Origin of the sequence: Tepidimicrobium xylanilyticum (assembly GCF_900106765.1) — a bacterium.
GTDB lineage: Bacteria > Bacillota > Clostridia > Tissierellales > Tepidimicrobiaceae > Tepidimicrobium > Tepidimicrobium xylanilyticum.
Window position 1 is genome coordinate 140,957 of the sequence record NZ_FNNG01000001.1, and the last position, 21,862, is coordinate 162,818.

The window sequence follows — 21,862 nt, forward strand, 5'->3', positions numbered from 1 at the left end:
ATCTAAGTAATTTTTTCTAGGAAAAAAAGAAAACAACCCTAAGGTTGCTTTTTCCCTATTCCCAACTCTCTAGCGTAATAAAACAAGTATTGTTGAGCAAAGCCTCCTAAGGAACCAAAATTTTCCTCAGCATATTGGGAAATCCTTTTAATACTAGCACCTTCTTTAAAATACAAGCTCTCCATTACCCTTTTGACCCAAGTATCCACAGGAAAGGCATCATTTTTATTTAAAGAAAACAATAATATGCAATTGGCTACCTTAGGTCCTACTCCAGGAAGTTTTAAAAGTATTTCTTTGGCTTTATCCGTTGGCAGTTTATATAATTCATCTAAATCTACTTCCTTGTTTTTTATCATATTAGACGTTTCCACTATGTATTTAGCCCTATAACCTACCCTAGAATCCCTCTCCAACTCCTCATAATCTACATTAGCCAAGGTTTCTGGATCTGGAAAAGTAAAATATTCCTTGTCTTTATAAGAACCTACAGACTTTCCATAGTGCTGAGTAATAAGTTCTATAGACCTCTTAATCCTTGGTATCTGATTGTTGGCAGATATTATGAAGGAAATAGTCGTTTCAAAGGGTTCCTGATTGAGTATCCTTATACCTTCCCCAAACTTAATGGCCTCCTTAAGTATTGGGTCCTTAGACAATTCCTCTTTAATCTTCCCATAATCTCTACCTAAATCGAAATACTCATACCATACATCATTAAAATCAGCCATGTTCGTATTTAAAAATATAATGTCCCTTCCATTTCTTTTAACATTGATTATCTTACCTTTGTGAATAGCTGTGTAGCTCTCATCTTCTTCCACATACCACCTAAAAGCCTGCCCACATTCAAATATATGTTTAGGTTCAAAATCCTTTATGTCTTTTATTATTATTTTATTATCTTTTTCTACAATATCATAGTTCATATTTTTTCTCCTTTCTACTACTTATAAATCATGGGAACACTCTTGCTATACATTGTAAATATTATACCCAATTGATCTAATATAAACATAAATAAGTCGGGGAAAACCCCGACTTATTTTAATACCATCCTCTTAATTTCATTACATTTGCTATCTTCTTAACTGAAATCATATAAGCTGCTTCTCTTATTGTAACATTCTTCTCTTCTTTTAGTGCCCATATATCGTTAAAGGCGTTAACCATTGAAATTTCTTGTCTTCTTTGAACTTCGTCTTCCTCCCAGTAATAACCTTGTAAGTTTTGTACCCATTCAAAATAAGATACGGTTACTCCGCCAGCATTAGTTAAAATATCTGGAGTTACTGGAATACCTCTCTTATTTAGTATCTCATCCGCATCCGGTGTAATTGGTCCATTAGCAGCTTCACAGATTAGTTTTGCATTAACCTTTTCTGCTATTTCAGCAGTTATAGCATTTTCTAAGGCTGCCGGAATAAGAATATCCACCTCTAATTGCCAGAATTCATCTAATGAAATCTGCTTAGCCTTTGGATAGCCAACTAAATTCCTATGTTCATCCATATAAGCTCTTAAATCAGCATAGTCTAAACCTTCTTCATTATATATAGCATAAGTACCAACTGATGGAGCCCATTCAGCAATAGCTATGATCTTCGCTCCTTGAGCTTGGACATTTTTAACTGTAAAGGACCCTACGTTTCCAAAGCCTTGTACTGCCACTTTAGCACCTTTCATTTCAATGCCTAGTTTTTTAGCAGCTTCTCTTGCAATCACTGAAACTCCAAATCCAGTAGCTTCATTTCTGCCTTTGGAGCCACCCCATTCTACTGGCTTCCCAGTAAGAACTCCAAGGTTAGAGCCACCAGTTAATTTATTATATTCATCTACCATCCATGCCATTACCTGTGCATTGCTTCCCACATCTGGTGCTGGCACATCTATCTTCTCACCTAAATATTTATAAAGACCTTGTATATATCCTCTAGAAAGCCTTTCCAATTCTCCTTGCGAAAGAGATAAAGGATCTACAGTAATTCCGCCTTTTCCTCCGCCATAAGGTACACCCATTACTCCACATTTAAATGTCATCCAAACAGATAAAGCCTTAACCTCGTCAGGATTTACTCCTGGATGAAATCTAATTCCACCTTTTCCTGGGCCTATGGCATCATTATGTACAGCCCTATATCCCTTAAATACCTTAGTAGTTCCATCATCCATCTTTACTGGAATTGATATTTCAATCATCCTTTTAGGCTCTTTCAATATTTCATATACAGCTGGATCTAATCCCAATGCATCGCAAGCTGCTTTCACTTGCTTTTGCGCACTTTCCAATGGATTTAAACTTTCCTTTGTCATCAAAATACCTCCTCTTATTTGGAATAAGAAAACCTTTTCAAGAATCTCATAAAATTATACATTATTTCCAATCATAAGTATATTCTATCATTGAATTTATACAAGTGCAAGTATATAAATTAACAATACTTGCACCTGTATTTTTAAGCATTTTCCATTAATTCATCGATGTTCTCCAATCCCTTTATAAGCTCTGGCAGTATCTCGTATACATCTCCTACTATTCCATAATCTGCAATTTTAAATATAGGTGCATCCTTATCCTTATTAATGGCAACTATACACTTAGACTCCTGCATACCAGCCAAATGCTGAATAGCTCCAGATATGCCGCAAGCAATATATAGGTTTGGTCTAACGGTTTTGCCTGTTTGTCCTACTTGATGGGATTGGTCTATCCAACCAGCATCTACTGTGGCACGGCTTGCCCCTACTACTCCACCAAGCTTATCAGCTAATTCTTTCAAGAGCTTAAATCCTTCAGGATTGCCTAAGCCTCTTCCTCCAGATACTATAATGGATGCATCTTCTAGCTTTACTTGTGATCTCTTTTCTTTAACATAATCTATTACTTTAGCTGTAATATCCTCTTCTTTCAAATCGGGATTAATTACTTCTACTACTCCCTCTCTAGTCTCGTTATATTTAGCCTTTTCCATAACCCCTGGCCTTACAGTTGACATCTGTGGTCTGTGATTAGGGCATATTATGGTAGCCATTAAGTTACCACCAAAGGCAGGACGAGTTTGCATCAATCTTCTATTCTCTAAATCCACATCAAGCCTAGTACAATCTGCAGTAAGACCAGTATGTATTCTTGCAGAAATCCTTGGACCTAAATCTCTACCTATGTTAGTGGCACCAATCAACATTATTTCAGGTTTTCTCTCATTAATCAAATCACATATTACCCTTGTATATCCATCGGTGGTATATACATCCAATTGAGGGCTTTCAGCATAAATAACCTTATCAGCCCCATATTTTATCAACCTATCTGCTAAATTTTTAACATTATTACCTAACAAAATAGCTGTTAATTCAGTATTAAGCTTATCTGCAATCTTTCTGCCTTCTCCTAGCAGCTCTATGGAAACATTCATTAAATTTCCTTCTCTTTGTTCTGCAAAAACCCAAACCCCTTCGTATTCTTCAATATTAACCTTCCTTTTATTCTCCTCTTCCTTTTCTATAGCACCTACAGGACATTCTTCCACACAAGCACCGCACATTGTACATTTATCTGTTATATGAGCCTTACCATCTACCATTTCTATAGCATCAAAGGGGCAGACACTTACACATACTTCACAACCTATACATTTTTCTTCTATTACCTTTACTGCCACGGCAAATCCTCCTTTCAAGGTTAAACTATATTATCTTTTCTTCCTTTAATCTTACAATTAACTTTCTTGCTTGTTCCTTTGCATCTCCCTCTAACATCTCTAAATTTCCACTCTTAGTGGGAGGAGTAAAGGATTTATTTACTTGAGTAGGAGATCCATCTAATCCAATATTCTCTTCATCTGCATTAATGTCCTTAGCTGATAAAATCTTAATCCTATCCCCTTTATAGCCTTCATAAATTCCCCTTATAGATGGATATCTAGGCGTATTTAATTCTTTTATTGCAGTAATCAACACTGGCATTTCAGCTTCTATAACATAATATCCATCTTCAAGAACCCTTTTAGCTCTAACCTTTCCGTCTTCAATCTTTAATTCCTTCACATAGGTAATTTGGGGTATTCCCAAATGCTCAGCTATTTGTGGCCCTACTTGAGCTGTATCTCCATCAATAGCTTGTCTACCACAGAATATTAAATCGTAATCGCCTATATATCTAATCCCCGATGCCAATGCTGTTGATGTTGCCCAAGTGTCAGATCCCGCAAAAGCTCTGTCGCTTAATAATATGCCTTCGTCAGCTCCCATGGCAATAGCCTCAACCAAGGCTGCTTCAGCTTGATAAGGTCCCATGCTAAGAACTGTAACCTTAACATCTTCATATTTGTCTTTTATCCTCAAGGCCTCTTCTAAGGCATTTTTGTCGTCTGGATTGATGATACTTGGTACCCCTTCCCTGATTAGAGTTCCTTTGACAGGGTCGATCCTAACTTCATTTGTATCGGGAACCTGCTTTATACATACTATTATATTCATCTAAATTCCTCCTTCACCTATTATCTTAAGAGGTTTCCTGCAATAACCATCTGTTGTACTTGGGAAGTACCCTCATATATTTCGGTAATCTTTGCATCCCTCATCATTCTTTCTACTGGATAGTCCTTGGTAAATCCATAACCACCATGTAATTGGACTGCTTTTGTGGTAACATCCATAGCTACTTTAGACGCATAAAGTTTAGCCATGGCCGCTTCCTTGTTATAAGGTAACCCATTGGCTTTATTGTAAGCAGCTTTATAGACCAATAACTTTGCTGCTTCTATCTCTGTAGCCATATCTGCAACCATCCATTGCAATCCTTGGAATTTAGATAAAGGCTTTCCAAATTGTTGTCTTTCCTTTATGTATTTAATAGACTCTTCCAAAGCTCCTTCTGCAATACCTAAAGCTTGAGCTGCTATACCGATTCTTCCTCCATCTAGAGTAGTCATAGCAATTTTGAATCCCATTCCTTCTTCCCCTAGTAAATTTTCCTTTGGAATTACACAATCCCTAAATATCAATTCAGCAGTAGAAGAACCTCTAATACCCATTTTATCTTCAATTTTACCTATGCTGAACCCAGGAGCATCCTTTTCCACTATAAAGGCGGATATGCCCCTAGTACCCTTACTCTTATCAGTCATCGCAAATATAATATAGATATCTGCTTCTCCTCCGTTGGTAATGAACAGTTTAGTTCCATTCAGTACATAGTTGTCCCCATCTAACACAGCTACTGTTTGCTGAGCTGCTGCATCAGTTCCTGCATTTGGTTCTGTTAATCCAAAAGCTCCTAACTTATCTCCCTTTGCCAATGGGACTAAATATTTTTGTTTTTGCTCTTTGGTTCCATATTTATATATAGGCCAGCAGGCTAATGAGGTATGAGCAGAAAGGATTACCCCTGTAGTAGCACATACTTTCGATAACTCTTCTACTGCAATGACATAGGCTATGTCGTCTCCACCAGCTCCACCATATTCAACTGGAAAAGGTATCCCCATCATGTTATATCTCGCCATTTTATCCACCGTTTCCCTTGGAAATCTGGCTGTTTCATCTATTTCCGATGCAATTGGTTTTACTTCATTTTCTGCAAATTCTTTCATAACAGTTCTTATCATTTCCTGCTCCTTCGATAATTTGAAATCCATGTTCATCCCTCCTCAATTTAAAACCATGCAATTTTATTATAAAACATTGAATAAGATATTTCCACAGATATTGTTAATTATTTCACTTTTAGTCAAAAAAATTTTTCCTTTTTTATCATCTCTTTCCATTATAAATGCCTATAATACCAGGTTTTGCTTTGGCACTATAGGCATTTTATAACGAAAATATTTTGAACAATAAAAATAATTAGTAAATTCATTTTGGAAATTTGACTGAATTTTCTCAATTCCTAAACCTAATCTCTTACATAATCAGACTCATTTTTTAAGAAATAGGAAAGAGTAAATAGGGATTCATTCAAATGAACGTTTTCAATTATAACCTTATCATCCACTTTAAGATCAGCAGGGGCAAAATTCCAAATTCCCCTTATTCCACTTCTCATAAATATATCAGCCACATCTTGGGCACTTTCCTTTGGAGTAGTTATAATTCCAATATCTATGTTATTTTCTCTAATAAAATTTTCCATCTCATCTACATCTTTAATCTCTATATCTCTAATTTTCAATCCGATAAGTTTAGGGTTTTTGTCAAACATAGCCAATATTTTAAATCCAGCTTCTTCAAAGCCTCTATAGTTAGCTACTGCTTGCCCTAAATTCCCTGCTCCCGCAATTATGGTTTTATAGGTTCTATCCAAACCTAATATCTTCCCTAATTGATTCCTTAATTCCTCTACATTATATCCATATCCTTGCTGCCCAAATCCACCGAAATTGTTCAAATCTTGTCTAATCTGCGAGGCGGTAAAACCTGTTAACTTACTTAATTCTTGAGAAGATATCCTATTAATCCCTTTTTTCAATAATTCCCCTAAGTATCTATAGTATTTAGGCAATCTTCTTATTACCGTTATCGATACCCTGTTTTCTCTGTCCATTATGTCACCCCTTCTTATCCATATTTATTACTTTAAGTTGATTTTATTATAACATTTTGATATTAATTGGTCAATTATTAAGGTTTATACCCAGTTTTGGATAATAATTCAATATTTTTTATTAATTTTTTCACTAATAATTATATCCATTTTTTGAGAACAATACCTAATACATATTAAAATTGTTTATTACCTATAATATTATTAACAAACTTAGAAGGAGGATTTTATGGCCAGCAAAGAACAATTGAGGAAAATTGCCATATATTGTGATTCATACAAACCTAAAGATAGAAACTCTCTTAATATGACTTCCCAAATATATGAAGAGAAATTTGAAAGCTGCGAAAATTGCTCCCACTATACCGAGGAAAGAAAGTGCGAACTGGATTTGATAGATAAAGTTTTAAGCAGCTTAGCAATGGAACATGACTTAAAATCCTAGTAGGCCTCCCCCTTTAAAAGGCCTTCTTTTTTTGATAGAATTAATCTATAATAGGATCAAAATCTTAATGAATAGGGCAGGAGATGGATTATGATCATTTTAACGTGCAATAATATAAGTAAAACTTATGTAATAGATCAGATATTGGAAGATATTAGCTTTAATATAGAAGATGGAGATAAAATTGGATTAATAGGACTTAATGGGTCAGGTAAGACCACGCTACTTAATATTTTAGCAGGAGAAACCCCCAAAGATAGCGGAGACATTTATATTAGAAAGGATTTGAAAATTGGATATTTAAAGCAGCACAGTAATTTTGAAAGCAATAGAACAGTTTTTGAGGAATGCCTTCAGGTATTTAGTCCCTTAATTGAAATGGAATTAAGGTTAAGGAAATTAGAAAAAGAGATTAGCATTAAGAGCAGCGAAGGTCTATCAAAGGAATTAGATAAATTGATGAATGAATACTCCTATTTGCTGGAGAAATTTAATGAATCAAATGGATATGGCTATAGAAGCGAAATTAAAGGAGTACTAAAAGGACTGGGGTTTAAAGAAGATGAATTTGACAAACAGGCAGATATATTAAGTGGCGGGCAAAAGGCAAGACTTTCTCTTGCTAAGCTATTATTAGAAAAGCCTGATCTCCTGTTATTAGACGAGCCTACTAACCATTTAGATATTGAGGCTATTAATTGGCTTGAATCCTATCTTAAAGAATATAGAGGAGCTATTTTAGTAATATCCCATGATAGATATTTTTTGGATAATGTGGTAAATAGAATATTCCTCTTGGAAAATAGGAAGCTGAAAGTATATAATACCAACTATTCTAGATTTATGACGGAAAGGAAAAAGGAGCTGGAACTATTAAAGAAAACTTATGAAAATCAGCAGAAGGAAATCAAAAGACAGGAAGAAATCATTAGGCGCTTTTCCAATTATGGAGGTCAAAGGTATATAAGACAGGCCCAAAGCAGGCAAAAATTATTGGATAAGATGAAAACCCTAGATAAACCTGTCGATAATAAAAAGATAAAAATATCCTTTGAACCTAAAATAAAAAGCGGCAAGGATGTACTAAGGGTAGAAGGGATTGGAAAATCCTTCAATGGATTTGAACTGTTAAAGAATATTGATTTTACCATCTATAGAGGTGAAAAGGTAGGATTAATAGGCCCTAATGGAATAGGAAAGACCACCTTATTTAAAATAATTTTAGGCAAAATTCCCTATGATTCAGGAAATATCATACTAGGACATCATGTCCATATAGGCTATTTTGACCAAGAACAGTCTAATCTAAATTTAAGTAAAACTGTAATAGACGAAATATGGGATGAAAACCCAAAGTTTGATCACTTCCAAATCCGTTCTATCCTCAGCCGATTCCTCTTTATAGGTGACGATATTTTCAAAGAAATAGAAGAACTAAGCGGTGGAGAAAGAGGAAGGTTAGCACTTTTAAAGTTGATGCTTTCTAAGGCAAATTTTCTCATGATGGATGAGCCTACTAACCATTTGGATATATACTCTAAGGAGGTACTGGAAGATGCCCTTCAGGATTATGAGGGAACCCTTTTGGTAATATCCCATGATCGCTATTTTTTAAATAAGGTTACAGATAAGATCTTAGAGCTATCAGAAAAAGGAATTACAGAGTATATGGGCAATTACGATTATTACCTTGAGAAGAAAAACCAAGTGGAAATTGAAGAAGAAGAGGATTTTAAAACCAAAACTCAGATTAAATTGGAAAGAAAAAAGGAAAGGGAAAAATTAGCCCAAGAAAAAAAGAGAAAGGAAGAGATATTTGCTATAGAAAAATCCATCGAAGAAATGGAAGGTAGAATAGAAGAATTGGACGAGTTGTTATGCGACCCAGAGCTTTATGAAGACCCAGATAAAGTCGTTGAATTGACTAAGCAAAGGGAAAAATTACAGCAAGAGCTGGATTCCCTATATGATACTTGGATAAAAATAACAGAATTTTAGTATCCCCAGATTTTCCCCAATTTATTCACAGAATCCACAGATTTATCCACAAGAGCTTGTCCCGTTTTTTAGACCTTAAATGAAGATTTCCACATTATCCACAAGTACTTATTGTAAACTAAACTCCTTTTGTGGCGATAATGTGGAAATATTGTTAATAATCATCCTTTTAACTCTAAATTTGGCTCCACGTTTAGATGGAAATTAGAAATATTTCCATTGATATAGTTAAAATAGGCAGCAGAACCAATCATGGCTGCATTATCAGTACAAAGAACTCTTGAAGGATAATAGATTTCAATTCCTTCTTCTTTTCCTCTATTTTTCATTAAATTTCGTAGCCCCTCATTTGCTGCTACTCCTCCAGCCATCACTATCTTATGGGATTTTCTTTCCTTTGCCAATTTAATGGACTTTTCCACAAGAACCTCTATTACCGCTTGTTGGAAACTAGCAGCCACATCTTCTACTATTATCTTTTCTCCCTTTTGCTTTGCTTGGTTCAAATAATTTAATACTGCAGTTTTTAACCCACTAAAGCTAAAATCATAGCTATTAGGCTCTAAAAATACCCTAGGAAAATCGATAGCTAAATTATTTCCTTCTTTGGCCAATTTATCAATTATAGGTCCTCCTGGATATGGCAAACCTAAAGCTCTAGCCACTTTATCGAAAGCTTCTCCTGCTGCATCATCTCTGGTTCTTCCCACCAGTTCATACTTAGTATATCCTTCTACCTGAACTAGATAGGTATGCCCTCCAGAAACTATTAAGCAGGTAAATGGAGGCTCTAAATCCTTAAACTCTATATAGTTAGCGCAGACATGTCCTTCTATATGGTTTACTCCCACTAGGGGCCTGTTAAGTGCATAAGCTATGGCCTTTGCGCTAGATATACCCACAAGTAGAGCACCCACCAGACCTGGGCCTTGGGTTACTCCTACTAAGTCTACATCCTTAAAAGTAACACCAGCCTTTTCCAGAGCCTGTTGGATTATGATATTGATGTTTTCTATATGCTTTCTAGATGCCACTTCGGGTACTACTCCTCCAAATTTCTGATGGATTTCAATTTGAGAGGAGATAATATTTGATAAAACCTCCCTGCCATTTCTTAACACCGCACAGGAAGTTTCATCACAGGAAGTCTCTATAGCCAATGTTATTATATCTTCATTCATGTTTTCACCTCTTATATTAGATGCTTTTCCACATTATAATCGCATCTTCATTATTATCGTGATAATAATTAGGTCTAATCCCATATTCTATAAATCCATATTTTTTATAGAGGGATTTGGCTACTTCGTTGGATTTTCGAACCTCTAAGGTTATGGCTCTTATATTCCTGTCAACGCATATTTGGATTAGCCCTTCTAATAGTGCTTTGCCTAAACCTAACCCTCTATATTTTTTATCGATAGCAATATTAGTTATATGACCCTCATCTATTATAAGCCAAACTCCTCCATATCCTGCGATTTCTCCATCCGCCAATACTACTATATACTTGGCCAATATATTTTTGGTTAATTCTAATAAAAAGGCCTCCCTAGACCAAGGAGGGTTGAAGGTTTCTGCCTCAATCTCCATTACTCGATCTAAATCTTCTTCCCTCATTTCACGAATGGATATTTCCATACTAGCTTTCCCTCTTTCTTAAATTTTGTTGGGCTTGAGATTCCTTTAAATATTCAGGAACTAGATTATAATAATTATCTTTGTTTTCAGCATGTTTTAACAGGGCTAGCTCTGCAATGCTTGCTGCCCTAGGGCTATTTAAGCTTATCGGAGCAAACCTCACTTTATCCTTAAGCCTGTCTTTTATAATCTCTCTATAAAGCAAGGCTCCATTGCCGCTTACCATAATATTATTATGCTCCTTATTCAATAATTCTAGCAGTTCATCTATATCCATGGTGGTAGGCTCTAATATATTTATAAGCTTATCCTGATTCCACCTATAAATGCCAGTATATACCCTATTTCTCCTCGCATCTATCATAGGAACAATTATACCGCTTGTTCTAACATTAAAGGCTAGTCCTTCTAAAGTGGATATCCCAACAATAGGCTTGTTATATACGTGGGCAAAGGCCTTAACAGTAGCAATTCCAATCCTAAGGCCTGTAAAGGAACCAGGGCCTGTTGCTACTGCATACAGATCTATATCAGATACCTTTAAGTTCAAGTTTTCCAAAAGGGTTTTCACCATGGGAACCAAATTCTCAGAATGTCCAAAGTTCTGATTTAAGGAAAATTCCCCTAACAAATTCTCCTCATCTAAAACAGCACAAGTTGCTATTACTGTGGATGTGTCTACAGCTAATACTTTCAAATTTCTCTCAACTCCTTAACTATTTGACTGTATCTTTCTCCTTCTCCAGAAATGGTAACTATTCTTTCATCCAGTTCCTTTCCCTTCTCAATGTGTATATGGATTGTTTCTTCTGGTAGAAGTTCACTGATTCTATCTCCCCATTCTACAATGGTAACTCCATCGGAATAGAAATAATCTTCAAAGCCTAAGTCGTATAGATCGTCTACATTATCCAATCTATATACATCAAAGTGGTATACTTTTACTCTACCATTATATTCGTTTATCAGGGCAAAAGTGGGACTGGTTATGTATTCTTCCACTCCTAAACCCTTGCCAATGGATTTAGTAAGAGTTGTCTTGCCTGCCCCTAGATCTCCTGTTAAAGATAGAACATCTCCACCTTTTAGTATGTTGCCCAATCTTTCTCCAAATTCCTCAGTATCTCTAAGCCCTTTTAATACTATTGTAACCATCCAATCAACCTTCCTATACTTAAACTAAGTATTATTATATCATTTGTTTTGTCAATTAACAATTGACAGTTCACTTAACATGTTCCTGATCTTATCAACTTTATAGTTAATTATAGTAACTTCTTTTCTACATTTAAGTTTCTAAGATAAATAGTGCCACAATTAGAATATATCTATTATCTTAATGCTAAATTTTTGATTACTTTAATATGCTCTTATTAAGTTATTCTTTAAGTATCTTTATATTTATAAATACTAATGGTAAATTTTTTTACCTTCATGCCAAGATTCTACAATTTTTTCTTAAAACTTATGATAAACTATCCTCAGAAAGTAAAAATATAAAAAAGGGGGATAACATTATGAAAAAACTACTAATTACTTTATTAACGATTTTAATTATTTTTGTTAATGTATTTCCTAGTTTTGCTGCAAAAGTAATTTTATAACTATCGGAGATATTCAACAAATAGACGAAGTTAATAAAAATATGAAATTTATCGGAGCAAAATCATTTAAAATGTTAACTCCTAACGAAACAAGATATGAAAACTCAGAATTACTAATTAATAATTTTTCAATATCTGGATCAGAGTTAATTTTATCAGGAGAGATTGATAATAAAAAATTTAATTTATTAGGAACAATATATCAATCACGTATTCATGATGAAAAGTTATTAATTGATTCTAAAGATATTGAAGGAAATTTTGAAGTAATTCATACTGGTATATTTCTCAAATTACCTAATAATTATAATTTGTTATTAAATAATGAAACAATAAATGAAAATATTTTCTTACTTTATTTAAAAAACGATGACATTTATTATACCTTTGAATTTGAAATACCAAAAGAAATTATTAAAGAAATATCGCAATCAGTTTATAAGGATTATGATAATAAATTATTATCGATAGAACATTGGTGGACAAAAGTATATAAACCAATTGTTAAAGATAAAAGCAATAAATCTATTGATATAAATAGTTACCCAAATAGAGTTTCAAGAACTCTAACATATTCATACGAAGATTTTAGTTACGAGTATGAAGTTGATATTATACTTGAATTATATACAAGAGACTTGTTTAGGAATGAAACAACTGGAGAAGCATTAATATTTATCGATGATCAGAGAGTATACTATGGTGGTAGTCTTGTAGATGATGTTCCAATGTTAGGTGTTACAAATGCAGATATTAGCATAAGATTAGATAGCAATAATGATGATGTTTTTAGAAGATTAGAATGGGATACATATACTAACTACCCAAGCCCTAAATTTACTATTGAGTGGGGATATGGATATGGACCTATTAGTATAAATTATAGTGGAAAATCTTATAATAGTTCAGGATCTATTGCAATACCAGGTTCTGCTTCAAGACAATATAAATTAATGAGTGTTCTCAATGAAACCCCAACTTTAGAAGTAGGAGATTCTCATCAAGTATTTTATTCTATTGAAGAAACTGCACCATATAGTGGTACACATTATATAACTGCTGATTTTGAATACGATATATTTTTAGTCAATCACCATACAATAATAGATTGGGATAGCTATACATTAAGAGGTTCTTACAAATAGGTAAAATATACATAAACAACCCATAATTAAATTTAATTATGGGTTGTTTATGTATTAAGTTATCTGATTGACTATTTGTTACGTTATTATTAACTATTATACAGTTATAATAATCGCATATGAATATATAAAATGCAATCGATAAAGCTAGCTAACTGTCATGATAATTTCAAAATATTATACTTATTAAATTCTTTTTATTGCTGTTTTATATGATATTATTAATTTGTATAATATTATTAATATTATTAATGAATAAAATTCATATTATTATTTTGATAGTTATTTGTTTTATTAGAGGTGTTAATATGAATAAAAAAATCCTATTTATTACTCTTTCTTTAATAGCAATAATATTATTCTCTACATCTATCTATAAAAAAACAAAAAGCGATAAAATTTATATTACTGATGAATTGAGAAAACATCATACGGCATTATTATCTATAGTAGCAAATTTAGAAAAATATGATAATGATATTAACAATATCAATAAGCTTTATATCAAATCTTTACTCAATACATCAAGGGAATTTGAAATTGCCTTAAGCAGTTATAACAATGCATATAATAAGGTATATTCTAAGGAAAAACAAAAAGAAAATTTAAAGGAAATTACTTCATTAATTAATAACTACTACAACCTATTCCTAGAATCAGTAAGTTTAATTGATCAAATAGACCATGAAACTTTAAAAACAATAAAGAATGATATTGAAAAATGGGGCCTATGGATAGAAGATAACTATATTTCTACTGATAAAGATGGATTTACTCTTTATAAAATGTATACTTTTGATGATATGAAAAAAAGTGGATTAGTAAATGAACTTGAGATAAACAACTACAAAGTAGCAATAAAATAGGGACATATTATATACAATATGTCCCTATTTATTCATAAATATTGATAATATTAGTCAGTGGTTAAATAGTCTATTTCTTCAATATAGGTGATACTCGCTTATATATCAATAAAGTTACCAAAGTAACTATAATACCTTTAAATAAATTGAATGGTACTATTGCATATAGTATTAAGCTTTTATAGTCTACTACATATTTATTCACTGCAGAACCCATTGCCACAATCTTGTCTATGGGTAGTCCAAACAACTTTGCATAGAAAGGAATCATGATGTAATAATTAATTGTCGACATGGCTGCTGTCATTACTAATACTCCTATAGACATTCCAATTATTGCATTTTTGAAGGTTTTATCCTTGTAGTAGAATAGGCCTGCTGTGTAGACATAAATGCTACCTACAACAAAATTAGCTAGTTCCCCTACCCCTCCAGTACTTGAGCCTTCGATTAGCAGATTCAATAGGTTTTTTACCAGTTGTACTAATACTCCTGCCATTGGACCTAAAGCAAAGGAACCTATTAGTGCTGGTACGTCGGAAATATCAAACTTTAAAAAACTAGGAGCAAACCATAGGGGAAAATCAAGTAGCATCAGTATTAAAGCTATTACAGCCAATACTGAGATTTTTACCATGGTCTTTGTGTTTAATAATTCTTTATTCAATGTGTACATAAAAAACCCCTCCATAAATTTATTTCTTCAGGGAGGACAAAATAAGCCCCGAATATTACTTCGGGGCTAGAATGCATATGAAAATTACACAATAATGCACTATAATCTTCTCCCATCCAGACTTTCACTGTCGGCCTTGGAATTTCACCAAGTCAACCAATAAATGGCTCGCGGGCTATACCGCCGGTGAGGAATTGCACCTCGCCCTGAAGATTTATCCAAATTAAGTATAGTATAATTTTTATTAATTGTCAATAAATTCTTTATTTGATTTATACTCTTCAAAATACCCATTTCAATTTCTAAATGCTGGGCCTTTTGATTCTAAACCTACTTACCATGAATACGGATAATAGAGTAAGAATTATGACATTTTCATTAAATAATGGGATATTCGATTGGATTCTATAGTTTATATCTATTAAGTGTTTAATAGCAAAGAAACTTCCTGCTAGTGTTATGGGAAGCCCTTTAATGTACTCATAGTCCTCATCTATGTTGAATCGCGCCAATCTGAATATTCCTGCTCCAACAAATAATATGGATATTACTAATTCCAGCATCTTTAAATATCCGCCATTTAAATTCCACCAAATGACTACCGGAGCTAATCCAAATGATAATAAATCGCATAGAGAATCTAATTCTCTTCCAAAGCTGCTGGTTAAGTTAAATTTTCTGGCAACTAATCCATCTATTTTATCCACTATTGCTGCTAATATTACCAATATGCAGGAAACCTTTATATTTTTCACTTCTCTGGTAGAGCTTAACCATATGGCTATGATCCCAAATAGCATATTGGTATAGGTTATAAGGGAAGGGAGGAAATATTTTTTATCTTCTTTAATTTGTACCTTTAACATATTTATATCATTCCTTATTGTTAGAAGTTTAAAAACTTTATCAAAAAATAATATTAAGAAACTCATCAAAAATTCAAACCAAAAGGTTACAAACCTAAATACTACTGAAATGGCTATTCCATTTCCCACTTCTATGCCCTTTAGAGCTAACAGCCCTACCATGCTAGTTTCAAAGCTTCCAATTCCTCCTGGAAGTAAGGGAAGCATGCCTATTATATAGGTTAAGTAGGTTATAGCAGCAGCAGAAATAAAGTCGATGCTTATATTATATCCTCTGATTAATATTGCCAACTTAACTGCAAACAAAAGCCATATAGAAATGCCCAGCAACAATTGAAAATAGAATTTCCCTTTATTTTCCAGCATCTTATTCAAATTATTTCTATATTGGCTAACCCAATTATAGATTTTCTCTTTCTTTGCATCTTTAATCCTTATCTTTTTTAATACTTTCTTAGTTCTTTCCAGATCTATACGTAGGAAAAAAAATATAAATCCCATTAGTATTATTAAAAATACCAATATCGGAACAAGGAAAGCCCTAAAATACAAGTTATTCCCTGCTGTAGTAATATAAAGCCATATTAAGCTAAATATTACTAAAAAAATAAAACTAGTAATGGAAAGGGTCTTCTGCAATCCAACAACTAAAATGGCTTCTCCCATTTCCATATTAAGTGCATTTTTAATTTCATATACTCTTGCAAGCTCTCCCCCCACCTTTACTCCCGGGGAGAGAGCATCTACAATATTGCCTTTAAGATTAATCTTTAAGGCATCATAAAATCTAATATCCTTTCTTATCCAGGAAATAATCAATTTCCACTGGATTCCCAATAGCATAATAGTCATAATCTGTAAAGATAATAGGAGTAATACTATCTTTAAGGAAATTGTTCTGGCAAAGATTAATAGGCCTTTAAAATCCATATTTATAACTAAATAAACAAATATAGCAAATCCCAATATATATGCTAGATACCTTTTCATGGGCATTACCTTAATTCTTAACCACTAACATAATTTCGTCCATATTAGGATTATAACAATTTAAACTACAATTTTTCATACAATCCTTACATAGGACTAATAATTTATTTGAAATATTTGAGTAAAAGACCCTCCTACTTTTTTTAGGATTACGTATTATAATCCTAGTTCCTCTTTTGGATTTGCTCAATATATTTTCAAAAACCTCATCTTTAGATTGGACCTGAAGAGCAATGTGGATTACATCATAATCAGAAGGCTCTATCACTTCCCCATTTCCCCAAATTACTTTAATCTTATCCTCTAAGCCCAACTTTTCCACTATATACCTTGCTCTTTCAACCGCTTCCTCATCTATATCTAATACATGAATCTTTGCATCTGTTAATTTAGCCATTTGAAGGGCAGTGCATGGGATGGATCCACCACCAATGCACAATACCTTATCACCATCTTTTATGCCTGCAATTTCTACCTCATTTTTTACTAATCTTTCATAATATTTATTGTAAAGATTGACTAATGTTTCGGAAAAGGAAATCCGCTTTTCCATCCAACTGGTCCAAGCAATGATCATATTTTCACCTACCCAACTAATGCTAATATAAGAGATCCTATCTGATTAATTAATCCAGCAAATAGAAAGGCTGAGGTAATAGTAGCTACACCAATTCCCAATGAAACCTTTAAAGAAAATTCCTTAGTCAGTACTCCAAATACTGCAAGACATGGAAGATAGAATAGAGCAACTACAGAACCTACTAACAACTGCAATGTGCTTAAATCAAGCTCTAATAATGGCAAAACCGCCAATTCCCTTCTTATTATCCCCAGCAATAAGGAAAGGCTTGCTTCCTTCGGTAATCCCAACCAGCCTTCAACTAAAGGTCCTATCATAGTGCTGATAGAATTTAATACTCCAGTCTCTGCAACTAGTGCGGCTATTCCTATCCCAACAAACATTGGCCCTTCAGCATCCATTAAGAAATGCTTCATCCTAATTTTCAATTTTTTGAAATAAGACGTTCTATCGGGTAGCAGTAAATTGGGTATCTCTAAAAGCATAGGCTGTCCTTTCCCCTTGATGACTTTGTCCATTATGATTCCCACAGTAAATAAGGTCATAAATGAAAGCAAATATACCAGTATTAAGGCTAAAAAGGATTTATCCCCCAAGAGTGCAAAAAATGCACCACTTTGCGAAGCACAAGGTATGGCAAATGATACTAAGGTAGCCACCATAATTCTTTCCTTATAGGTAGTAGCAGCTCTAGTTCCAAGTATTGCTGGCACTGCACAACCATATCCTAACATCATAGGAATAATGTTACCACCTTGTACCCCAATTTTCTTAAGGGCACCATCAGCCAAAACGCCTATTCTAGGTAGATAACCGCTGTCCTCTAAGAATGAAAATACTACATAGAATAAAAATACATAAGGCAGTATCAAGGCAAAGGGCCATTCAATACCTATCTTCAATATTCCAAACTCCCCAACCAGTAGATTTCTAAAAATCCCTTCTGGTACAATAAAACTGACTATTCTTGTAAAAAAAGGAGTAATCACGTTGTTTACAAGTGGTAGAAGTATTAAAGCTCTTAATGCTTTCCCACCACCAACTACTACTCCTAAAGATAATATTAACACCAACAAGGCTATAGGTATTCCAGGCCAAGGTTTTAGGGTTAAATACTCTAACTTTTGAATGAAAGTTGGCTCTTTATATTCATAACTTTGCACTTCATTGGTAATTTCATTAATGGTTGCCCATCTTTCATCTTCACTTTGCTTGGGAAAAGTCTCTGCCTTCTGTCCACATAGGGAAAAGGCCCTATCCAATAATTCTCTAAGCCCCTTGTTTTTAATGGCCACAGTAGGAATAACTGGTGCTTTTAACATCACTTCTAATTTATCCTTATCTATTTTAATCCCATCTCTTTCTGCCACATCGATTAGGTTTAAAGAATATACTATGGGTATTGGATATTCCCTTAAGCTAAGGGCTAAATCTAGATTCCTTGCTAAATTGGTAGCATCTAAAACACAGATTATAACATCAGCACCCTCTTCTAAAAAACTAGTTGCTACCCTTTCAGCTTCTGAACTGGCCTCTAAGGAATAGGTACCTGGTACGTCTATGATTACACCCTTCTTATTTTTGTAATTTACATCCCCGTAGGTATAATCTACAGTAGTACCCACATAATTAGAACTGGTAACATGAACCCCCGTAAGTTTAGAAAAAATAACGCTCTTACCAACATTAGGATTGCCCATTAATAATATCTTTATCTTATCTTCTGAAGATACAGGAACGACTTGCTCTGAATGACAGCTCATGATTATACCTCCTGTACTTCTATTTGTTTTGCTAAGGATTTATCTACAGCTATACTTCTATTGCCTACTTTAATCACCACAGGTCCTTGTAGAGGTTGTTTGGTCTGTACCTGAAATTTAACCCCTTTTCTAATTCCTAAAGATTTTAATAAATGCATATTAGGTACTTCATGAATAATGTAATCTTTACTCTTTACACAGTTATCTAGTACCATTTCCTACCCCTCCCAATTATATAAGATATGATATTGATTGTCGTTATCAATAATACCACTTTGCAAAGCTTTTGTCAATAATATTTGCTTCATTTAAGGAAATTTGGACATCCAGAACTTAAATTATTTTCATTGACAATACTAATCAAAAAATATTAATAGGACAGAGATTTTCTCTGCCCTATTAAGCTCAAAATACATATGTGAATTAAAGACCTTTTACCTTGTGGATAGCTTCTTCCGTATAACTAGTCCTAACCTTCATATATCCATTAAACATTTTATTCACCTCATCGTCTCCTGTATCTACCAGTAATGGTCTTCCCTCTAATGATAAAAGCTTTTGCTTAGAAGCAATTATTATTATATTTTCCTTTCCAACCCTTTTAATTACTTCTGCACTAATCTGTTGATTTCCCCTGCCAAATATATAGCCTTGTCCTCCTATTATGGTAACTATTATCTTGGCCTTATTGCCATCAATATGCTTGAGAATCTCTTTTTCATTGGCATCAGAGGCTAATAATTTCTTATTTTTGATTATATCCACTCCTAAGAGGGTATTGGTTAAGCCCAATTTTTCCATTATAGGTCTAGTAGAGGTACCTGAGCCGATTATATAAACTACATCCTCTTCCATCTGTTCAATTATTTTATCCGAGATCCCATCTAATGCTGCTTCTTCTCCGGCAATTCCTCCAGATTTTTGGTTCTGAACCAGCTCTGGTTCAAAAGGAACCTTCATATAGCCATATAATTTAGCTGTAACTTGGCCTTCTCTAAAGGCCTCCTCATCAATATCCATTACTTCCATTTCCTTTAAATTCAAGTCTTCACCTTGAATATACTTTAAAGCAACCTTGCCAGCAGAACTAGGATGGTTGGCATAAACTCCAGAATGGATCTTAACGCCAGCAGGAATTCCTATAACTGGGATTTTATCCCCAACTACATTGTAGATATTTCTTGCAGTTCCATCACCGCCTGCAAATAACAGAAGGTCTACCCCCTCATCCACCATTCGTTCTGCTATTATTTCCGTATCCCTTGAAGTATAATTTTCCTTTGCCTCTCCAATTACCTGTAGATTAAAACCCAGTTCAAGGGCTTCATCTTCTCCCATCGGTCCAGGCCCAGTAAACAACTTAATTTCATCTTTAACTGATTTCAACACTTCTAGGGCTTTCTTAGCCTTATTTGGAGATTCAGGAACAGCCCCCAGTTCTATTGCCTTCATTAGAACCTCCTTACCATCAGTACCTTTTAATCCTACTCTTCCTCCCATTCCTGCTATAGGATTTACTATGAATCCTAGCTTCAAAATATTCACCTCTCTATTATCTATACACTATTTCCCCATTTATAATGGTCATATAGGTCTTATAGTCTATATCTTTAATTGGATTTCCTTCAACTATAATAATATCTGCATCCTTGCCTACCTCTATACTACCCACTCTGTCATCAATTCCAACAATTTCGGCTGCATTGATTGTAATGGCCTTTAAGGCTTCCATCTCATCTAAACCAAATTTATGAGCTAATCCTGCACATATAGGAAGATACTGCAATGGTATAACGGGAGAATCGGTAGTTATTGCAATCTTTACACCAGCTTCATGTAGAATTCTTGGAGTATTGAACGTTAAATTCTTAAGCTCAAACTTAGACCTATTGGATAGGGTTGGTCCTACAATAGCCCCTTTTCCTTCTTCCGCCAAATAATCTGCTATTAGATGGCCTTCTGTACAATGGTCTAATGTAATATCTACATCGAATTCCTTGGCAATCCTCAAGGCTGTAAATATGTCATCTGCCCTGTGAGCATGGGCTTTAAGAGGTATTTCCTTCTTCAACACCTTAGCTAGGGCTTCCATCTTTATATCGAATTCTGGCATTTTAGATGGGTCATCTTTAGCTAGTTCCTTTTTCTCCAAATAACTTTTAGCCTTGTATAGGCTTTCCCTAAGAATAGCTGCTGTTGCCATCCTAGTCATGGGGGATTTTTTCTGTCCATAGTAGACTCTCTTAGGATTTTCCCCAAAGGCAATCTTCATAGCTATAGGTTCTTTGATGATCATATCATCTATTCTTCTTCCATAGGTCTTAATAGCTACACTCATGCCCCCAATTACATTAGCAGAACCAGGTCCTGTTACTACAGAAGTAACCCCAGCCATATATGCTTCTTCAAAAGATATATCCATTGGATTTATCGCATCTATAGCCCTTAAGTGGGGAGTTACTGGATCCATCGCTTCGTTTCCGTCATCACCTTCAAATCCTATACCTTCTTCCCACATTCCTAGATGACTATGAGCATCGATGAAACCTGGTAATACCATCTTCCCTTCAGCATCAATTATCTCCGCATCTAATGGGGCCACCAAATCCTTTCCTACTTCTAATATCTTCCCATCTTTTATTAAGATAGAACCCTTTTCTATAACGCTACCTGCCATAGTGTATATGGTTCCGTTTTTGATAAAAAGCATAATATCCCTCCTAGGTTCTTTCGTTACTCTAATT

General features: G+C 34.1%; 21 protein-coding genes and 1 riboswitch. Of the genes, 4 read left to right on the forward strand and 17 right to left on the reverse strand.

Annotated features, from left to right (window positions below):
* Positions 1–38: 38 nt before the first annotated feature.
* The 6 genes from BLV68_RS00565 to BLV68_RS00590 form a co-directional block, all read right to left on the reverse strand.
* Positions 39–929, reverse strand: coding sequence for a DNA-3-methyladenine glycosylase family protein (locus BLV68_RS00565; RefSeq protein WP_093749809.1), 891 nt, complete (start codon positions 927–929; stop codon positions 39–41).
* Between the two features lie 118 nt (positions 930–1,047).
* Entirely contained in the window at positions 1,048–2,313 is a 1,266-nt protein-coding gene (locus BLV68_RS00570; protein WP_093749811.1) for a Glu/Leu/Phe/Val family dehydrogenase, read from the reverse strand.
* Between the two features lie 143 nt (positions 2,314–2,456).
* A complete protein-coding gene (locus BLV68_RS00575) occupies positions 2,457–3,662 on the reverse strand; it encodes an electron transfer flavoprotein subunit alpha (protein WP_093749813.1) in 1,206 nt (401 codons plus the stop codon).
* 25 nt (positions 3,663–3,687) lie between these two features.
* On the reverse strand, positions 3,688–4,479 hold the full coding sequence (locus tag BLV68_RS00580; RefSeq protein ID WP_093749815.1) for an electron transfer flavoprotein subunit beta/FixA family protein: 792 nt from the start codon (positions 4,477–4,479) through the stop codon (positions 3,688–3,690).
* A gap of 20 nt (positions 4,480–4,499) precedes the next feature.
* Complete coding sequence (locus BLV68_RS00585; RefSeq protein ID WP_093749817.1) at positions 4,500–5,639, reverse strand: acyl-CoA dehydrogenase; 1,140 nt, start codon at positions 5,637–5,639, stop codon at positions 4,500–4,502.
* Between the two features lie 257 nt (positions 5,640–5,896).
* Positions 5,897–6,544 (reverse strand): redox-sensing transcriptional repressor Rex, encoded by a 648-nt coding sequence (locus tag BLV68_RS00590; protein WP_093749819.1) that lies wholly within the window; start codon positions 6,542–6,544, stop codon positions 5,897–5,899.
* Between the two features lie 229 nt (positions 6,545–6,773).
* Here BLV68_RS00590 and BLV68_RS00595 point away from each other — a divergent pair, with 229 nt between their 5' ends.
* Both BLV68_RS00595 and BLV68_RS00600 read left to right on the forward strand, forming a co-directional pair.
* On the forward strand, positions 6,774–6,989 hold the full coding sequence (locus BLV68_RS00595) for a hypothetical protein (RefSeq protein ID WP_093749821.1): 216 nt from the start codon (positions 6,774–6,776) through the stop codon (positions 6,987–6,989).
* 90 nt (positions 6,990–7,079) lie between these two features.
* On the forward strand, positions 7,080–8,987 hold the full coding sequence (locus BLV68_RS00600) for an ABC-F family ATP-binding cassette domain-containing protein (RefSeq protein WP_093749823.1): 1,908 nt from the start codon (positions 7,080–7,082) through the stop codon (positions 8,985–8,987).
* 161 nt (positions 8,988–9,148) lie between these two features.
* Here BLV68_RS00600 and tsaD read toward each other — a convergent pair whose 3' ends face one another.
* Genes tsaD through tsaE form a run of 4 tightly spaced genes read right to left on the reverse strand, consistent with a single transcriptional unit; the run spans position 9,149 to position 11,783 of the window.
* Positions 9,149–10,168 (reverse strand): tRNA (adenosine(37)-N6)-threonylcarbamoyltransferase complex transferase subunit TsaD, encoded by a 1,020-nt coding sequence (gene tsaD / locus BLV68_RS00605; RefSeq protein WP_093749825.1) that lies wholly within the window; start codon positions 10,166–10,168, stop codon positions 9,149–9,151.
* A 16-nt stretch (positions 10,169–10,184) separates the two neighbouring features.
* Positions 10,185–10,628, reverse strand: a complete 444-nt coding sequence (rimI, locus tag BLV68_RS00610; protein ID WP_093749827.1) for a ribosomal protein S18-alanine N-acetyltransferase — start codon at positions 10,626–10,628, stop codon at positions 10,185–10,187.
* Between the two features lies 1 nt (position 10,629).
* Positions 10,630–11,325: a tRNA (adenosine(37)-N6)-threonylcarbamoyltransferase complex dimerization subunit type 1 TsaB gene (tsaB, locus tag BLV68_RS00615; protein ID WP_093749829.1), complete on the reverse strand. Its 696-nt coding sequence runs from the start codon at positions 11,323–11,325 to the stop codon at positions 10,630–10,632.
* Positions 11,322–11,783, reverse strand: a complete 462-nt coding sequence (gene tsaE / locus BLV68_RS00620) for a tRNA (adenosine(37)-N6)-threonylcarbamoyltransferase complex ATPase subunit type 1 TsaE (RefSeq protein ID WP_093749831.1) — start codon at positions 11,781–11,783, stop codon at positions 11,322–11,324. Before tsaE ends, tsaB begins: the two co-directional genes overlap by 4 nt.
* Positions 11,784–12,273: 490 nt before the next feature.
* Here tsaE and BLV68_RS00625 point away from each other — a divergent pair, with 490 nt between their 5' ends.
* Positions 12,274–13,377 carry a hypothetical protein gene (locus tag BLV68_RS00625; protein WP_093749833.1) on the forward strand — a complete coding sequence of 368 codons (1,104 nt, stop codon included), beginning with the start codon at positions 12,274–12,276 and terminating at the stop codon, positions 13,375–13,377.
* Between the two features lie 308 nt (positions 13,378–13,685).
* Positions 13,686–14,243 carry a hypothetical protein gene (locus BLV68_RS00630; RefSeq protein WP_093749835.1) on the forward strand — a complete coding sequence of 186 codons (558 nt, stop codon included), beginning with the start codon at positions 13,686–13,688 and terminating at the stop codon, positions 14,241–14,243.
* Positions 14,244–14,313: 70 nt separating this feature from the next.
* On the opposite strand, the gene BLV68_RS00635 is transcribed toward BLV68_RS00630, so the two are convergent.
* The 7 genes from BLV68_RS00635 to BLV68_RS00665 form a co-directional block, all read right to left on the reverse strand.
* A complete protein-coding gene (locus tag BLV68_RS00635) occupies positions 14,314–14,919 on the reverse strand; it encodes an ECF transporter S component (RefSeq protein WP_093749837.1) in 606 nt (201 codons plus the stop codon).
* Between the two features lie 100 nt (positions 14,920–15,019).
* Positions 15,020–15,137: riboswitch (FMN riboswitch) on the reverse strand.
* Positions 15,138–15,221: 84 nt separating this feature from the next.
* Positions 15,222–16,775, reverse strand: coding sequence for a flippase-like domain-containing protein (locus BLV68_RS00640; RefSeq protein ID WP_159428567.1), 1,554 nt, complete (start codon positions 16,773–16,775; stop codon positions 15,222–15,224).
* A 10-nt stretch (positions 16,776–16,785) separates the two neighbouring features.
* Entirely contained in the window at positions 16,786–17,352 is a 567-nt protein-coding gene (locus BLV68_RS00645; protein ID WP_093749841.1) for an SAM-dependent methyltransferase, read from the reverse strand.
* Positions 17,353–17,360: 8 nt separating this feature from the next.
* Positions 17,361–19,118 (reverse strand): ferrous iron transporter B, encoded by a 1,758-nt coding sequence (locus BLV68_RS00650; protein WP_093749843.1) that lies wholly within the window; start codon positions 19,116–19,118, stop codon positions 17,361–17,363.
* A gap of 2 nt (positions 19,119–19,120) precedes the next feature.
* A complete protein-coding gene (locus BLV68_RS00655) occupies positions 19,121–19,333 on the reverse strand; it encodes a FeoA family protein (protein WP_093749845.1) in 213 nt (70 codons plus the stop codon).
* Between the two features lie 208 nt (positions 19,334–19,541).
* Positions 19,542–20,663 carry an ATP-NAD kinase family protein gene (locus BLV68_RS00660; RefSeq protein ID WP_093749847.1) on the reverse strand — a complete coding sequence of 374 codons (1,122 nt, stop codon included), beginning with the start codon at positions 20,661–20,663 and terminating at the stop codon, positions 19,542–19,544.
* Between the two features lie 7 nt (positions 20,664–20,670).
* Positions 20,671–21,828 carry an amidohydrolase gene (locus tag BLV68_RS00665; RefSeq protein ID WP_093749849.1) on the reverse strand — a complete coding sequence of 386 codons (1,158 nt, stop codon included), beginning with the start codon at positions 21,826–21,828 and terminating at the stop codon, positions 20,671–20,673.
* Positions 21,829–21,862: the final 34 nt, after the last annotated feature.

Excerpts from the sequence above, each read along its gene's own strand:
- BLV68_RS00600 (WP_093749823.1), top strand. The coding sequence starts at position 7,080 with ATGATCATTTTAACGTGCAATAATATAAGTAAAACTTATGTAATAGAT.
- rimI (WP_093749827.1), bottom strand. The coding sequence starts at position 10,628 with ATGGAAATATCCATTCGTGAAATGAGGGAAGAAGATTTAGATCGAGTA.
- BLV68_RS00565 (WP_093749809.1), bottom strand. The coding sequence starts at position 929 with ATGAACTATGATATTGTAGAAAAAGATAATAAAATAATAATAAAAGAC.
- BLV68_RS00665 (WP_093749849.1), bottom strand. The coding sequence starts at position 21,828 with ATGCTTTTTATCAAAAACGGAACCATATACACTATGGCAGGTAGCGTT.
- tsaE (WP_093749831.1), bottom strand. The coding sequence starts at position 11,783 with ATGGTTACAATAGTATTAAAAGGGCTTAGAGATACTGAGGAATTTGGA.
- BLV68_RS00585 (WP_093749817.1), bottom strand. The coding sequence starts at position 5,639 with ATGGATTTCAAATTATCGAAGGAGCAGGAAATGATAAGAACTGTTATG.
- BLV68_RS00630 (WP_093749835.1), top strand. The coding sequence starts at position 13,686 with ATGAATAAAAAAATCCTATTTATTACTCTTTCTTTAATAGCAATAATA.
- BLV68_RS00570 (WP_093749811.1), bottom strand. The coding sequence starts at position 2,313 with ATGACAAAGGAAAGTTTAAATCCATTGGAAAGTGCGCAAAAGCAAGTG.
- BLV68_RS00595 (WP_093749821.1), top strand. The coding sequence starts at position 6,774 with ATGGCCAGCAAAGAACAATTGAGGAAAATTGCCATATATTGTGATTCA.
- BLV68_RS00645 (WP_093749841.1), bottom strand. The coding sequence starts at position 17,352 with ATGATCATTGCTTGGACCAGTTGGATGGAAAAGCGGATTTCCTTTTCC.
- BLV68_RS00655 (WP_093749845.1), bottom strand. The coding sequence starts at position 19,333 with ATGGTACTAGATAACTGTGTAAAGAGTAAAGATTACATTATTCATGAA.
- BLV68_RS00580 (WP_093749815.1), bottom strand. The coding sequence starts at position 4,479 with ATGAATATAATAGTATGTATAAAGCAGGTTCCCGATACAAATGAAGTT.
- BLV68_RS00650 (WP_093749843.1), bottom strand. The coding sequence starts at position 19,118 with ATGAGCTGTCATTCAGAGCAAGTCGTTCCTGTATCTTCAGAAGATAAG.
- BLV68_RS00640 (WP_159428567.1), bottom strand. The coding sequence starts at position 16,775 with ATGAAAAGGTATCTAGCATATATATTGGGATTTGCTATATTTGTTTAT.
- tsaD (WP_093749825.1), bottom strand. The coding sequence starts at position 10,168 with ATGAATGAAGATATAATAACATTGGCTATAGAGACTTCCTGTGATGAA.
- BLV68_RS00590 (WP_093749819.1), bottom strand. The coding sequence starts at position 6,544 with ATGGACAGAGAAAACAGGGTATCGATAACGGTAATAAGAAGATTGCCT.
- BLV68_RS00625 (WP_093749833.1), top strand. The coding sequence starts at position 12,274 with ATGAAATTTATCGGAGCAAAATCATTTAAAATGTTAACTCCTAACGAA.
- BLV68_RS00635 (WP_093749837.1), bottom strand. The coding sequence starts at position 14,919 with ATGTACACATTGAATAAAGAATTATTAAACACAAAGACCATGGTAAAA.